This window comes from Streptomyces sp. MMCC 100 (genome assembly GCF_041538145.2).
Taxonomy (GTDB): Bacteria; Actinomycetota; Actinomycetes; order Streptomycetales; family Streptomycetaceae; genus Streptomyces.
Genome location: NZ_JBGORK020000001.1, coordinates 1,591,893 through 1,606,779, shown reverse-complemented (window position 1 = coordinate 1,606,779; position 14,887 = coordinate 1,591,893). Strand labels below are relative to the sequence as shown.

Annotated in this window: 11 protein-coding genes; 6 read left to right on the top strand and 5 right to left on the bottom strand. The window is 70.9% G+C overall.

The window, feature by feature from the left end; translation table 11 throughout:
• Positions 1 to 48: 48 nt before the first annotated feature.
• Complete coding sequence (locus ABS735_RS07360) at positions 49 to 1,023, bottom strand: ABC transporter ATP-binding protein (RefSeq protein ID WP_373902055.1); 975 nt, start codon at positions 1,021 to 1,023, stop codon at positions 49 to 51.
• Positions 1,024 to 1,180: 157 nt separating this feature from the next.
• The gene (locus tag ABS735_RS07355) at positions 1,181 to 2,395 is read right to left on the bottom strand and encodes an NYN domain-containing protein (protein ID WP_373902054.1); all 1,215 of its coding nucleotides are present in this window, start codon (positions 2,393 to 2,395) and stop codon (positions 1,181 to 1,183) included.
• A 224-nt stretch (positions 2,396 to 2,619) separates the two neighbouring features.
• On the opposite strand from ABS735_RS07355, the gene ABS735_RS07350 reads away from it, so the two are divergent.
• Positions 2,620 to 2,787 carry a hypothetical protein gene (locus ABS735_RS07350; protein ID WP_373902053.1) on the top strand — a complete coding sequence of 56 codons (168 nt, stop codon included), beginning with the start codon at positions 2,620 to 2,622 and terminating at the stop codon, positions 2,785 to 2,787.
• Positions 2,788 to 2,887: 100 nt separating this feature from the next.
• Here ABS735_RS07350 and dnaE read toward each other — a convergent pair whose 3' ends face one another.
• Entirely contained in the window at positions 2,888 to 6,427 is a 3,540-nt protein-coding gene (dnaE, locus tag ABS735_RS07345; protein WP_373902052.1) for a DNA polymerase III subunit alpha, read from the bottom strand.
• Between the two features lie 213 nt (positions 6,428 to 6,640).
• On the opposite strand from dnaE, the gene ABS735_RS07340 reads away from it, so the two are divergent.
• The 4 genes from ABS735_RS07340 to ABS735_RS07325 all read left to right on the top strand — a co-directional run bounded on the left by ABS735_RS07340 (position 6,641) and on the right by ABS735_RS07325 (position 11,446).
• Positions 6,641 to 7,981 carry a DUF2252 domain-containing protein gene (locus ABS735_RS07340; protein WP_373902051.1) on the top strand — a complete coding sequence of 447 codons (1,341 nt, stop codon included), beginning with the start codon at positions 6,641 to 6,643 and terminating at the stop codon, positions 7,979 to 7,981.
• A gap of 81 nt (positions 7,982 to 8,062) precedes the next feature.
• Complete coding sequence (locus ABS735_RS07335; protein WP_373902050.1) at positions 8,063 to 8,773, top strand: hypothetical protein; 711 nt, start codon at positions 8,063 to 8,065, stop codon at positions 8,771 to 8,773.
• Between the two features lie 97 nt (positions 8,774 to 8,870).
• The gene (locus tag ABS735_RS07330) at positions 8,871 to 9,671 is read left to right on the top strand and encodes a DsbA family protein (protein WP_373902049.1); all 801 of its coding nucleotides are present in this window, start codon (positions 8,871 to 8,873) and stop codon (positions 9,669 to 9,671) included.
• Positions 9,672 to 9,772: 101 nt separating this feature from the next.
• A complete protein-coding gene (locus ABS735_RS07325) occupies positions 9,773 to 11,446 on the top strand; it encodes an alkaline phosphatase D family protein (protein WP_373902048.1) in 1,674 nt (557 codons plus the stop codon).
• On the opposite strand, the gene ABS735_RS07320 is transcribed toward ABS735_RS07325, so the two are convergent.
• Positions 11,431 to 12,066: a dienelactone hydrolase family protein gene (locus ABS735_RS07320; protein WP_373902326.1), complete on the bottom strand. Its 636-nt coding sequence runs from the start codon at positions 12,064 to 12,066 to the stop codon at positions 11,431 to 11,433. The two genes, ABS735_RS07325 and ABS735_RS07320, sit on opposite strands and share 16 nt — an antisense overlap.
• A 60-nt stretch (positions 12,067 to 12,126) precedes the next feature.
• Between ABS735_RS07320 and ABS735_RS07315 the strand changes: the two genes are divergently transcribed.
• The gene (locus ABS735_RS07315) at positions 12,127 to 13,275 is read left to right on the top strand and encodes a mechanosensitive ion channel family protein (protein WP_373902047.1); all 1,149 of its coding nucleotides are present in this window, start codon (positions 12,127 to 12,129) and stop codon (positions 13,273 to 13,275) included.
• Between the two features lie 24 nt (positions 13,276 to 13,299).
• On the opposite strand, the gene ABS735_RS07310 is transcribed toward ABS735_RS07315, so the two are convergent.
• The gene (locus tag ABS735_RS07310) at positions 13,300 to 14,886 is read right to left on the bottom strand and encodes a Na+/H+ antiporter (RefSeq protein WP_373902046.1); all 1,587 of its coding nucleotides are present in this window, start codon (positions 14,884 to 14,886) and stop codon (positions 13,300 to 13,302) included.
• Position 14,887: the final 1 nt, after the last annotated feature.

Genomic DNA, 14,887 nt, shown 5'->3' with positions numbered 1-14,887 from the left:
CCCCGACGGGTACGGATGCCGCGGCCGGTGCGCTCACCGCTCGCGCGCTCACGCCCTCACCAGCCCCTGCCGCGCGGCGCCGCCCAGCGCCAGGTACACGTCCTCCAGGCTGGGCGTGGCCAGGGTGAAGTCGTCCAGGGCGGCGAAGGCGGCGCCGCCGGTGACGGTGGCGACGACCGCGCGGGCCTCCTCGGGGGCGAGCCGCAGCGTCCAGCGGCGCCCCGACTCGACGACGCGGTCGCGCAGGGCGGCCACCTCCGGGACGTTCAGCGGCGCGCTCTCGCGCCACACCAGGTCGACGCGGACCTCTCCGGCGACCTTCTCCTTGAGCCCGGAGGGCGTGTCGCAGGCGATCACGCGGCCCCGGTCGAGGACGGCGACCCGGTCGAGCACGGTCTCGGCCTCGATGACGTTGTGGGTGACGAGCAGCACGGTGGTGCCCTGTTCGGCGCGCCGCCGGTCGACGGCCGACCACACCGCGCGCCGGGCCACCGGGTCCATGCCGGTGGTCGGCTCGTCCAGGACGAGCAGCGGGCGCTCCCCCACCAGCGCGGCGGCGAAGCAGGCCAGGCGGCGCTGGCCGCCGGAGAGCTTCTTGATCGGGCGGGCGGCGAGGCCGGTCAGGCCCAGTTCCTCGAGCACGGCGTCCCGCTCGGCGCGGGCCCGGCGCACCTCGAGGCCGCGCAGCCGCCCGGTGGTCTCGGCGGCGAGCGACACGGTCAGCTCGTCCAGGGCACTGGACTCCTGGCCCAGGTAGGCGAGGATCCGCGCGGCCCGCTCCGGATGGCGCACGATGTCGTGCCCGAGGATCTCCACGCTGCCGCCGTCGGGCCGCATCAGCCCGGTGAGCTGGCGGACGAGTGTGGACTTGCCGGCGCCGTTGGGTCCGAGCAGTCCGAAGATCTCGCCGCGCCGGATGTCCAGGGTGACGTCGTCGGTGGCCCGTACCTCGGGGGTGGCCGGAGCGCCGCGCCGGCCGCGCACGGCCGGGTAGGTCTTCGTCAGTTCGCGCACCACGCACACGGCATCGCCACCGGGTCGAGATGCCTGTGCCGCGCGCGTACTCACAAGGGAGGAGACTACGGGGTCGGTCGCCCCGGCCCGCTCCCGGGTCCGCGCATAAGTGTCGATTCGGCCAGTGCCGGTCCGGCCGGGGAGCCGCACAGCACGCCGGAGCGTCTCACTCCGCCGCGGGCGTGCGTTCGGTCGCCGTCCGCACGTCGACCTCCCGCCAGAATCCGGCCCGGATCGCGTACCGGTCGTGCTCGTCGATCTGGTCGTCCTTGTGCGCGAGCAGCCCGAAGCGGGCCGCGTAGCGCAGCAGTTCACCGTCGACGCGGTGCGGGATGCGCGGGTACATCCCGGACAGTTTCTGCAGGTGGCCGTGGTCGCCGAGGCGTTCGAGCCAGCGGCGGGCGAAGACCTGCCCGACCTCGTACGGGTCGCCGCCGACGGTGGTGATGTCCTCCTCGCGATCCGCCCAGCGCTGCTCGGCCGTGGTGAGCTGGGCGAGCGTCGGCAGCGATGCGGCCTCGGACGGCTCGGCGGCGGGCCGGTCGACCCAGCCCTTGTCGGAGGACCAGCGCAGGGTGGCGTTGGCCGGCTGCGGGGCGGGGTGGGCGCCGGGGGCCCGCAGGGCGGCGAGGTCCTTGGGGGTGGGGACGCCCTTGGCGGGCGGTACCCGCTCGTCGGTGCCGGCCGGCCCGGCGGCGGCCGTGGTGGGGTGCTCGGGCGCCTCGGTGGACCGCCGGCCGGCGGCGGAGAGGGCGGACTCGGGCAGCGGCGCGGAGAGGATCGCGGCGATCTCGGGGCGGGGCACGGGCGGCGGCGCGCAGATGCCGCCGACCTCCTTGGCGCGTACGGCCTTGGTGATCCACACACGGTCGAGGACGCGGCGTTCGTCGGCCTCGGCGACCAGGTCCTCGGACTGGTTGTAGTCGCCGTCGGCGGCCTGTACGGCCCACAGGTGGACGGCGACGCCGTGTTCCTTGGCGGCCATCATGCCGGGCAGCAGGTCGCCGTCGCCGGTGACCAGGACGACGTCGGAGCAGGCGCGGTTGCGGGCCAGCTCGGTCAGTTCGGCGTGCATGGCGGCGTCCACGCCCTTCTGGGCCCAGCGCCCGTCACTGCGCGTGAGGGCGCCGAGCCGGACGGTGACCCGGGGCATCACACGCAGGCGGCGGTGTTCGGGCTGCGGGACGCGGTCGGGGGCGCCGTCGAACCAGTAGATGCGCAGCAGGGGCTGCTGCGTGTCGGATTCGGCGCGGTCGCGCAACCCCTGGATGAGGGCGGCGTGATCGACGGTGATGCGCGAGCGCGAGGGCTCTCCTGCCAGGAGACTCGCGGCGGCCCCCAGCAGATACCCGGCGTCCACCAGGACGATGCAGCGGTCCACGCGATCCACCCTCTTTCCGGGAGGTTTGCTTCGGGCTTCCTTCGAGTCTGCCCGACCACGCGGAGGTTAACGGCCCGAACTCGATCTTCGGCGTGGCGTTTCGGCGCTCCGCACCCTGCCCGGCCGCGTCACGGACGGTAATTGCCCGATATGCGTTCTTTGTTGGCCTATGTGAATCTGGTTTCGGCCCTGGCCCCTAGATCCCCCTCAGGAGGTAGATCACCATGGCCAAGAACAAGAACAACCGTGATCGTAAGCAGCCCCGGTCCGAGCGCTCCCCGCAGGCCGCCGAGTCGGCCGTACTGGACCGCGAGGAGCAGCACTCCCCGCAGCTGACGACGCCCGGCGACGCGGCCTCCCGCAAGCGGCAGAAGCGCTTCGGCCACAACTGACATCCGCGGTACGGGCCGTCGCGGCCCCCCGCACGACGAGGGGCGCACCCGGCAACCGGGAGCGCCCCTCGCTCGCTTTCTCCGAACCCGCCGAACCCGCTCAGCCCGCCAGGCAGGACGGACCGAGCAGCACCTTCAGGTCGCCGAACAGGGCCGGATCGGGCTTCACCCGGTGCCGGTCCAGACGCAGCACCGTCGTCTTCGTCGGCCCCTGCAGCTTGATCCGCACCTCGCTGTCGCCCCGGTGGTGGGTGAGGATCTCACCGAGCCTGCTGACCATCGGCGGAGTGACGCGGGTGGCCGGGATGGTGAGCACGACGGGCGCGTTGGCGCCCGCGTTGGACAGGTCGGGGATCATCAGCTCCATCGCGACCAGCCGGGGCACGTCCTCCCGCTTGTCGAGGCGGCCCTTGACGAACACCACGGCGTCCTCGACGAGTTGCGTGGACACCAGCTGATAGGTCGCCGGGAAGAACATGCACTCCAGCGAGCCCGCGAGGTCCTCGACGGTGGCGATGGCCCAGGCGTTGCCCTGCTTGGTCATCTTGCGCTGGAGGCCGGAGATGATGCCGCCGATGGTGACGACCGCGCCGTCGCCGAAGTCACCGCCGGTGAGCTGGGAGATGCCCGCGTCGGCCTTGTCGGACAGCACGTGCTCCAGGCCGAAGAGCGGGTGGTCGGAGACGTAGAGGCCGAGCATCTCCCGCTCCTGGGCGAGGAGATAGGTCTTGTCCCACTCGTCCTCGCCGAAGACGACGTCGAGTCCGAAGCCCGGCTCGTCGTTCTGCTCGTCGCCCATGCCGCCGAAGAGGTCGAACTGGCCCTCGGCCTCCTTGCGCTTGACCGCGACCACGTTGTCGATCATCGGTTCGTACTGCGCGGTGAGGCCCTTGCGGGTGTGCCCCATCTCGTCGAAGGCGCCGGCCTTGATCAGCGATTCAGTCGTCCGCTTGTTGCAGACGACCGCCTCGACCTTGTCCAGGTAGTCGGGGAAGGACGCGTACTTCCCCTTGGCCTTGCGGCACCTGATGATCGACTCGACGACGTTGGTGCCGACGTTGCGCACGGCGGAGAGGCCGAAGAGGATCACGTCGTCGCCCTGTGCGGCGAAGTTCGACATGGACTCGTTGACGTTGGGCGGCAGAACCTTGATGCCCATGCGCCGGCACTCGTTCAGGTAGACGGCCGACTTGTCCTTGTCGTCCTTGACCGAGGTGAGCAGGGCGGCCATGTACTCGGCCGGGTAGTTCGCCTTCAGGTATCCGGTCCAGTACGAGACCAGGCCGTACGCGGCCGAGTGCGCCTTGTTGAAGGCGTAGCCGGCGAAGGGGACCAGTACGTCCCACAGCGCCTGGATGGCCTCGTCGCTGTAGCCGTTCTTCCTGGCTCCGGCCTGGAAGAGGACGAAGTTCTTCGCCAGTTCGTCGGGCTTCTTCTTGCCCATCACGCGGCGCAGGATGTCGGCCTCGCCGAGCGAGTAGCCCGCGATGATCTGGGCGGCCTTCTGCACCTGCTCCTGGTAGACGATCAGGCCGTAGGTGACCGCGAGGACCTCCTGGAGGGGCTCCTCCAGCTCCTTGTGGATCGGCGTGATCTCCTGGAGCCCGTTCTTGCGCAGCGCGTAGTTGGTGTGCGAGTCCATGCCCATGGGGCCGGGACGGTAGAGCGCGGAGACGGCGGAGATGTCCTCGAAGTTGTCGGGCTTCATCAGCCGCAGCAGGGAGCGCATGGGGCCGCCGTCGAACTGGAAGACGCCGAGCGTGTCGCCGCGCTGCAGCAGTTCGAAGGTCGTGGGGTCGTCCAGCGGCAGCGACAGCAGGTCGAGGTCGATGCCCTTGTTGGACTTCACCATCTTGACGGCGTCGTCCATGATCGTGAGGTTGCGCAGGCCGAGGAAGTCCATCTTCAGCAGGCCGAGCGACTCGCACTGCGGGTAGTCCCACTGCGTGATGGTCACGCCGTCGGTGTGCCGCACCCAGATCGGGGCGTGGTCGACGATGGGCTCGCTGGACATGATGACGCCGGCCGCGTGCACGCCCATCTGCCGCACCAGGCCCTCGACGCCCTTGGCGGTGTCGATGACCTTCTTCACGTCCGGCTCGTTCTCGTACATCGAGCGGATCTCGCCGGCCTCGCTGTAACGCGGGTGGGTCGGGTCGGTGATGCCGTTGAGGTCGATGCCCTTGCCGAGGACGTCGGCGGGCATGGCCTTGGTGAGCCGGTCGCCCATCGCGTACGGGTAGCCCAGCACGCGCGCGGAGTCCTTGATGGCGTTCTTCGCCTTGATCTTGCCGTACGTGCCGATCATGGCGACCTTGTCGGCGCCGTACTTCTCGGTCACGTACCTGATCACCTCGACGCGCCTGCGCTCGTCGAAGTCGATGTCGACGTCGGGCATGGAGACGCGCTCGGGGTTCAGGAACCGCTCGAAGATCAGACCGTGCGGGATGGGGTCGAGGTCGGTGATGCCCATCGCGTACGCCACGATCGAACCGGCCGCGGAGCCTCGGCCGGGGCCGACCGCGATGCCCTGCTTCTTGGCCCACATGATGAAGTCGGCGACCACGAGGAAGTAGCCCGGGAACCCCATCTGGATGATGACGTCCATCTCGTACTCGGCCTGCTTCTGGCGATCCTCGGGGACCTGGCCCGCGAAGCGGCGCTCCATCCCGCGGCGGACCTCCTCCTGGAACCAGGTGACCTCGGTGAAGCCCTCGGGGATGTCGAACTTCGGCATGAGGTCGCGCTTCTCGAACATGCCGGTCGTGTCGACCATCTCGGCGACCAGGCGGGTGTTGGCGCAGCCCTCCTGCCAGGCGTCGGAGGAGTCGACGGCGTACATCTCGTCCGTCGACTTCAGGTAGTAGCCGGTGCCGTCGAAGCGGAAGCGGTCCGGGTCGGAGAGGTTCTTGCCGGTCTGGATGCACAGCAGCGCGTCGTGGGCGGTCGCCTCGTGCGCGTAGGTGTAGTGCGAGTCGTTGGTCACCAGCGGCGGGATGCCGAGCTTCCTGCCGATCTCCAGCAGTCCGTCGCGGACCCGGTGCTCGATCTCGATGCCGTGGTCCATCAGCTCCAGGAAGTAGCGGTCCTTGCCGAAGATGTCCTGGTAGTCGGCGGCCGCCTTCAGGGCCTCGTCGAAGTGGCCGAGCCGCAGCCGGGTCTGCACCTCGCCGGAGGGGCAGCCGGTGGAGGCGACGATGCCCTCGGACCACTGGCTGATGGTCTCCTTGTCCATCCGGGGCCACTTCTGCAGCCAGCCCTCGGCGTAGGCGTCGGAGGAGAGGCGGAAGAGGTTGTGCAGGCCGGTGCTGTTCGTCGCCCACATGGTCTTGTGGGTGTAACCGCCCGAACCGGAGACGTCGTCCCGCTTCTGGTGCGGCTGGCCCCACTGGATCTTGCGCTTGTTGCGGCGGGACTCGGGGGCGACGTACGCCTCGATCCCGATGATCGGGGTGACCCCGGCCTTCTGCGCGGAGTGGAAGAAGTCGTACGCCCCGTGCAGGTTGCCGTGGTCGGACATGGCGATGTGCGTCATGCCCATCTCGTTGCAGGCGTCGAACAAGTCCTTGAGCCGCGCGGCACCGTCCAGCAGCGAGTACTGGGTGTGGACGTGCAGGTGCGTGAACGGCGGCTTGGTCACGTGCGGCCTCCTGAGAAAACTGCGGACGACGGACGGGCGACGGGCTGCGGTCGGTCCGGGGGGTCAGCGTCGAAGTCTATGCCTCGGGACTGACACTCCGAGGCTCCCCACGCGTACCTTCTGGGGCGGGCACTCCCGCACCCCTTCGAACGTTGGCCCGAGTGGAGATCCGCTCCACTCGTCAGGCACCACCCGCACCAGGAGGCACCAGGCATGTCGGTCCCGCAGCTCAACGAGGAGCACCGCGGCGAGGAGATCCTCGCCGTCTTCGACACCGCCTTCGGCCGGCTGCTGGCCGCGGATCCCGCGGCGTTCCGCGTGAAGTTCCGGAAGATGGCGGCCTCGGCCTTCGCGTTCTACCGCGGCACCGCAGGTCTCTTTTACCGCGATTTGACCGAGGACCCCGAGTTCGGTGATCAGCAGGGCGGCGCCTACCTGGACGAGCGGACCTCCCGGGTGTGGATCCACGGCGACCTCCACGCTGAGAACTTCGGCACGTACATGGACTCCACCGGGCGGCTGATCTTCAACGTCAACGACTTCGACGAGGCCTACGTCGGCCCCTTCACCTGGGACCTCAAGCGCTTCGCCGCCTCCGTCGCGCTGATCGGGTACGCGAAGGCGCTCAGCGACGAGCAGATCACCGAGCTGGTGGGGGTGTACGCGGGCGCGTACCGCGAGCGGATCCACGCCCTGGCCACCGGCGCCAAGAGCGACGAGGTGCCGCCCTTCAACCTGGACACCGCGGAGGGGCCGCTGCTGGGCGCGCTGCGGGTCGCCCGCTCGCTGACCCGCTTCGGGCTGCTGGACTCGATGACCGAGATCCGTGACTTCGAGCGCCGCTTCGCCCCCGGCGGCGGCTCCATCGAGCTGGACGCCGCCACGCGCTACAAGGTGCTCGCGGCCTTCGACGGCTACCTGGAGACGCTCCCCGAGTCCTCCCTGGCCCGCCCTGACTCCTACCGCGTCAAGGACGTCGTCGGCCGCCGGGGCATCGGCATCGGCTCGGCCGGCCTGCCCTCGTACAACATCCTGCTGGAGGGCAACAGCGACGCCCTGGAGAACGACGTCGTGATCTACATCAAGCAGGCCCAGACGCCGGCCGTCTCCCAGCACATCACCGACCCGGCGATCCGGGACTACTTCCAGCACGAGGGCCACCGCACGGTGATCTCCCAGCGCGCCCTGCAGGCGCACGCCGACCCGTGGCTGGGCTGGACCGAGCTGGACGGCGCCGGCCAGCTGGTCGCCGAGGTCTCGCCGTACGCCGTCGACCTGGACTGGGGCGACATCGACGACCCGGAGGAGATCGCCGAGGTCGTCGCCGACCTGGGCCGGGCCACCGCCACCATGCACGCGGCGGCCGACGACCAGTCCGGGGAGTCCCTGGTGCCGTTCTCCACCGAGCGGGCCATCGACGCGGCGATCGCGGCCGACGAGGAGGGCTTCGCGCCCCTGCTGGTCGACTTCGCGCACCGGTACGGCGCACGCGCGCGTGCCGACCACCAGACCTTCGTCGACCTGTTCCGCAACGGCCGGATCCCGGGCCTGTAGCAAGCCCGCCGCCTGTCGCTACGCTCACAGGAACCCTTTAGGGGTCCCTTACCGGACCCCGTGACACACTCTTCTACTGCTATGGACATATCCGGAACCCCGCTCAGAGCCGTACGCGCGGCGCTGTTCACGGCACTCGCCGTGACCCTCAGCACCGCGTCGCACGTGCTGCTGTCCGGGGTTCCGCTGCCCCTGCCCACGGTGGCGGCGGTCGCCGCCGCCGTGTTCCTGATCGCGTACGCCCTGGCCGGGCGGCGCGAGCGCGGCTTCGGGCGGATCGCCGCCCTGCTGATCCCGCTGGAGCTGGCCGCCGACACGGTCTTCACCACCGGCCAGCACGTCTGCTACGGACGGGCGGGCGGCCCGGTCGCGGGCCCGCTGCGCTCGGTCGGCTTCGACGTGCTGTGCGGCGACGGGACCGGCATCCACGCCGGGGTGACCGCGCCGCTGACCCGGGTGACCGGGGCCGAGACCGACCGGATGGCGTCGGTGCTGGCCCAGGCCGGCCCCAGCACGGCCTGGCTGCTGCTGGGCGCGCACGTCGGCGTCGGGCTGCTGGCGGCGGCCTGGCTGCGGCGCGGCGAGCGGGCTCTGGCCCAGTTGCTCGGCGCGGTGGCCGCGACCACCTTCCGGCCGCTGCTGCTCGCGGTCGCGGCCGTGAGCGGACGCCGGGCGCCGGCGGTGCGCCGCCCGGCGCGCCCGGCCCGCCGCACCGCCGGCGCCCGCCGGCGGATCCTCACACACTCCCTGGGACGTCGCGGACCGCCGCGCCCGGTGGTCGCCCCCGTGTGACCCGGCCCGCGGGCCGCACGAGCACCACCGAGCACGGCAGTCCCCCGTACGTACTTCCGCACACCCCCGTGTGCGCGTCCCCGGAGAGATCACCATCATGAGCAAGCGGAACAGCCAGGCGGCGAAGACGGCGGCCCGTGAGCGCCTGCGCCAGGAGCGCGAGCGTCAGGCCAAGCGCGACAAGGTCAAGCGGCAGGCCATCGTGGCCGCCTCCATCGTCGGTGTGCTGGCGATAGCCGGCGGCATCAGCTACGCCGTCGTGCAGAACAACAAGCCCACCGGCTGGGACAAGGCCGCCGAGGCCGAGGTGGTGGCCCCGGCCAACACCTCGGGCAAGGACGGCACCACGGTCGTCATGGGCGAGTCCAAGTCCGACAATGTCGTCCACCTCTACGAGGACCCGCGCTGCCCGGGCTGCGCGGCCATGGAACAGAGCATCGGCGAGACCGTCAACAAGGGCATGGAGGACGGCGACTACAAGCTCTCCTTCACCATCGGCACGTTCCTCGACGGCAACCTGGGCGGCGAGGGCTCGAAGAACGCGCTGAGCGCGCTCGGCGCCGCGCTGAACGTCAGCCCCGAGGCGTTCGTCGACTACAAGACCGCGCTGTACTCCACCGAGTACCACCCGGAGGAGTCGACCGACGAGTTCGCCAAGGACGACTACCTGATCAAGGTGGCGAACTCGGTGGACGCCCTGAAGAACAACAAGAAGTTCCAGAACGCCGTGGAGAAGGGCACCTACGACGCCTGGGCGATGCGGATGAGCAAGTCCTTCGACAAGGCCGAGGGCGTCGAGTCGACGCCGACGGTCAAGATCAACGACAAGGTGATCGAGACCCCGAGCACGCCGGACGCGTGGCAGAAGGCCCTGAAGGACGCGGGCGTCACCAAGTGACCCGGTGACTCCGCCGGTTCCGGTGATCGTCATCTGACGAGTGGGCGAACTTTTGCGAGTTCGCCCACTCGCGCGCATACCGATCAGTAACCTGATCGGCCGTGACCAGTCGACACAGAGCGTCCGAAACCAACGACAACTCCGAGAACGTCCGCACCCCGAGCCGCCGTACGGTCGTCAAGGCCGCGGCGGCCGGTGCCGTTCTGGCCGCCCCGCTCGCGGCGGCGCTGCCCGCGGGCGCGGCCGGCGCGGCCCCTGCCTTCCTGCACGGCGTCGCCTCCGGCGATCCCCTGCCCGACGGCGTCCTGCTGTGGACCCGGGTGACACCGACGCCCGAGGCCATACCCGGCTCCGGGGCCGGCCCGGACACCGAGGTGAACTGGGTCCTCGCCATGGACAAGGCCCTCACGAACATCGTCGCCAAGGGGTCCGTCACCGCGACGGCAGCCTCCGACCACACCGTCAAGGCGGACGTCCGCGGCCTCGCGCCCGCCACGGACTACTGGTTCCGTTTCTCCGCCGGCCCCACCGACTCCCCCGTCGCCCGCACCCGCACCGCCCCCGCGCACGACGCCGCCGTCCCTGGCCTGCGCTTCGGCGTGGTCTCCTGCGCCAACTGGGAGGCCGGGTACTTCTCGTCGTACCGCCATCTCGCGGCCCGCGGCGACCTGGACGCCTGGCTGCACCTGGGCGACTACATCTACGAGTACGGCACCGGCGAGTACGGCACCCGCGACACCGTCGTGCGTCCGCACGCCCCGGCCCACGAGATCCTCACCCTCGCCGACTACCGGACCCGCCACGGCCGTTACAAGACCGACCCCGACCTCCAGGCGCTGCACGCCACGGCTCCGGTGGTGGCGATCTGGGACGACCACGAGATCGCCAACGACACCTGGTCGGGCGGCGCCGAGAACCACACCGAGGGCGCCGAGGGGAGCTGGGCGGCGCGTCAGAGTGCCGCCAAGCGGGCCTACTTCGAGTGGATGCCGGTGCGCCCGGCGATCGCCGGCACCACGTACCGGCGGCTGCGGTTCGGCAAGCTGGTCGACCTGTCGCTGCTCGACCTGCGCTCCTTCCGTTCGCAGCAGGTGGCGCTCGGCAACGGCGAGGTCGACGACCCGGACCGCACCGTCACCGGCCGTGCCCAGCTGGACTGGCTCAAGGCCGGGCTCGCGTCCTCCGACGCCACGTGGCGGCTGGTGGGCAACCCGGTGATGATCTCGCCGTTCGCGATCGGCTCGCTGCCCGCCTCGCTGCTCGGGCCGCTCGCCGAGCTGCTCGGGCTGCCGAAGGAGGGCGTCGCCCTCAACACCGACCAGTGGGACGGCTACACCGACGACCGCCGTGAACTGCTGGCCCACCTGCGCGCGCACGCCATACGCAACACCGTGTTCCTGACCGGCGACATCCACATGGCGTGGGCCAACGACGTGCCGTACAACGCCGGGACCTACCCGCTGTCCGCCTCGGCGGCCACGGAGTTCGTCGTCACGTCGGTGACCTCCGACAACCTCGACGACATCGTGAAGGTCCACGAGGGCACCGTCTCGGCGATCGCGGCGCCGGTGATCCGGGCCGCGAACCGGCACGTCCACTGGGTCGACACCGACCGGCACGGCTACGGCGTGCTGGACATCACCGCGGACCGGGCGCAGATGGACTACTACGTCGTCTCCGACCGCACCGACGCGGACGCCACGTCCGCGTGGGCGCGCTCCTACCGCACGCGCAGCGGCACGCAGCGCATCGAGCGCGTCTACGCCCCGGTCTGAGCCTCCTGAAGGGACTCGAGGAAGCCGAGCGCCACCCGCCAGGTGGCCTCGGCCGCCTCCGCGTCGTAGTCGGGCAGCTCCGGGTCGGTGTAGAGGTGACCGGCCCCGGCGTATCTGTGCACCTCGACGTCGGCGCCGATCCGGCCCATCTGGAGGTACCAGGCGCTGAGCCAGTCATCGGTCTCGAAGGGGTCCGGCTCGGCCACGTGCAGCTGGACCGGCAGCTCGTCCACCGAGGCGTTGGGCGCGATGTCCGAGGTGCCGTGCAGGAGCAGCAGTCCGCGCGCCCGGTGATCGCCCAGGGCGAGGGTCTGGGCGATGGAGGCGCCGAGCGAGAACCCGGCGTACACCAGTCCCCGCTCGGAGTAGGGCGCGGCGGCCAGCACGGCGCGCTTCAGCAGCTCCTCCCGGCCGATCCCGTCCTGATGGGCCATGCCCTCCTCGACCGAGTCGAAGGTCCGGCCCTCGTACAGGTCCGGGGTCCACACCTGGTGCCCGGCGTCGCGCAGCCGGTCGGCGGCCTGCCGCACCGCGGGCCTCGGGCCGAGGGTCGAGTGAAAGAGCACGATGTTCATGAGGCCATGGTGCCAGCCGGGTGTGACAACGCGGCGCGCGGTGATGCCCCGGGCGGGACGTATGTCACAGGTTCACAGGGCCGCGCGTCCGGTTACGTTCGAGGGATGGAGACCATACTCCGCCCGCTGATCGTGGTCGGCGGCTCCGTCCTGCTGACCCTGGTCATCGGCTGGGCGACCGACCTGTTGCTGTGCAAGGCCGACGGACGACACCCCGAGACACCGCTGTGGGGGCTGCTGCGGCGCGCCCGCGTGCCCTACCAGATCGTCCTCTGCGCGGGCCTGCTCAGAGGCTCGTACGTCGAGGCCGAGGTGTTCCCCGAGCACCAGACGGGGGTCGGCCGGACGCTGACGCTGGCGCTCATCGGCTCGGCGGCCTGGCTGGTGGTCCGGATCGCCGCGGCGGTCGTCGAGACGTCATACTCCCGTTACGCCCACGCCCACGCCGAGCGGGATCCGGCCCGGGTGCGGCGGGTGCGGACCCAGGTGTCGTTGATCATGCGGGTGGTCACGGCGGTCGTCGGCGTGGTCGCCGTGTCGTCGATGCTGCTGACGTTCCCGGCGATGCGCGCGGCGGGCGCCTCGCTGCTGGCCTCGGCCGGGATCATCGGCATCGTCGCCGGTGTGGCGGCCCAGTCCACGCTGGGCAACCTGTTCGCCGGGTTCCAGATCGCCTTCGGCGACATGGTGCGCATGGGCGACACGGTCGTGGTGGACGGGGAGTGGGGCACCGTCGAGGAGATCACGCTGACGTACCTGACCGTGCGCACCTGGGACGAGCGCCGGATCACGATGCCGGTGTCGTACTTCACCTCCAAGCCGTTCGAGAACTGGTCGCGCGGCACCCCGCAGATGACCGGGACCGTCTACTGGCACCTCGACCACACGGCGCCGCTGGAGGCGATGCGGGAGCGGCTGCGTGACCTGCTGCGCGAGTGCCCGGCCTGGGACGGGCGCAGCTACAACCTGACCGTCACGGACACCACCCCGAACACCATGGAGGTGCGGGCCCTGGTGACGGCGAAGGACGCGGACGACATCTGGACGGTACGGGTCACGGTCCGCGAGGGGATGATCCGCTGGCTGGCCGACGAGCACCCGTACGCACTGCCGCGGATCAACGCGGCGGAGGCGGCGCTGCGCCCGCTCCGCGACGGCTTCCCGCACGCCCGCCGCTCCCCCGACGCGGACTCCCGGCGCTCGTCCGACGGGGGCTCCCGCCACTTCACGGAACGGCCGACGAAGAGCAGGTGACCGGGGCGGGGCCGCGCAGGCGGGTCAGCGCAGGCTGCGTACGTCGAGGTGGCGCAGGACCCGGTCGACGATCTCCGGGTCGGCGCCGGGTTCGCTGCGGGCCGCCAGCACCTCGTGCCGGGCGGCGCTCAGCATCTCGCCCTGGATGCGCCGGACGCGTTTGATCCGGCGCGCCCGTTGCCGCTGCGCCTCCCGGCGCTCCTCGTCCCCGAGGTCCGGGCTGATGCGTATGCCGATGTCGAAGGCGCGCCGCAGCATCTGCTCGGACAGCTCTTCCGGCAGCTCCTCCACCGACTCGATCTCCTTGAGCCGCTGCTTGGCCGCCCGGGCCGCCCGCAGGGCGAGGTCCCGCTCGAACTCCTGCTCCCGCTCGGTGTCCGCCCGTACCCCGAGCCGGCCCACCAGCCAGGGCAGTGTCAGACCCTGCAGCAGCAGCGTGCCCATGATCACGCCGAACGCGATGAAGACGATCTCCTCCCGGTGGGGGAAGGCCGCTCCGTCGTCCGTCTCCAGCGGGATCGCCAGGGCCAGCGCGACCGAGGCCACGCCCCGCATCCCCGCCCACCACATGACCACGGTCTCCCGCCAGCTCGTCGGGATGTCCTCGTCCTGGTCGCGCCTGGCGTGCAGCCGCTGGGTCAGCCAGGTGGCCGGCAGCAGCCACAGCAGCCGGACCAGGACGACGACGACGAGGATCGCTGCCGCCCAGCCGAGCAGTTCCGTCCACCGGCCGGAGGCGGTGCGGACGGCGTTGTGCAGTTCGAGTCCGATCAGGCCGAAGGCCACCCCGGTGACCAGGGTGTCGACCACGTCCCAGACCGTGTGGCCGCCGAGCCGGGTCACCACGTCGTCGGCGTCCGAGGCGTACTCGGCGAGGAACATGGCGGTGGTGAGCACGGCGAGCACGCCCGAGCCGTGCAGTTCGTCGGCGGCGACGTAGCTCACGAACGGCACCAGCAGGGTCAGCCCGATCTGCAGCGTCGGGTCCCCCAGCACGCTCATGAGCTTGTTGGAGCCCCAGCCCAGGGCGAGCCCGATCGCGACGGCGACGACGGCGGACAGTACGAGGTCGAAGCCCGCCTGCCACGGCGAGAAGGAGCCGCCGACCGCCGCGGCGATGGCGACGTGGTACAGGACGATGGCCGTCACGTCGTTGAAGAGCCCCTCGCCCTCCAGGATCGACACCAGGCGCCGCGGCAGCCCCAGTTGCCCGGCGACGGCGGTCGCGGCGACCGGGTCGGGCGGCGCCACCAGCGCGCCCAGCGCGAAGGCGGCGGCGAGCGACAGCCCCGGCACGATCGTGTGGGCCACGGAGGCCACGCAGACCATGGTGACGAAGACCAGGGCGACGGCGAGCAGGAAGATCGGGCGTTTGTTGGCCGCGAACTGCCGCCAGGACGTGCGCCGCACGGCGGCGTACAGCAGCGGCGGCAGCAGTCCGGGCAGGATCAGTTCGGGCGGGATGTCGACGTTGGGCACGAAGTCGAGCAGGGCCAGGACGATCCCGAGGAGCGTCATCAGCACCGGCGCCGGCAGTCCGAGCCGGTCACCGATCGGGACGCTCAGCAGGGCCCCGAGCAACAGCATGAACAACAGGGCCAGCTGATCCACG

What these genes read in the sequence shown, in the direction of transcription:
- ABS735_RS07350 (WP_373902053.1), top strand. Translation starts at nt 2,620, where the DNA reads ATGGCCAAGAACAAGAACAACCGTGATCGTAAGCAGCCCCGGTCCGAG.
- ABS735_RS07340 (WP_373902051.1), top strand. Translation starts at nt 6,641, where the DNA reads ATGTCGGTCCCGCAGCTCAACGAGGAGCACCGCGGCGAGGAGATCCTC.
- ABS735_RS07335 (WP_373902050.1), top strand. Translation starts at nt 8,063, where the DNA reads ATGGACATATCCGGAACCCCGCTCAGAGCCGTACGCGCGGCGCTGTTC.
- ABS735_RS07330 (WP_373902049.1), top strand. Translation starts at nt 8,871, where the DNA reads ATGAGCAAGCGGAACAGCCAGGCGGCGAAGACGGCGGCCCGTGAGCGC.
- ABS735_RS07315 (WP_373902047.1), top strand. Translation starts at nt 12,127, where the DNA reads ATGGAGACCATACTCCGCCCGCTGATCGTGGTCGGCGGCTCCGTCCTG.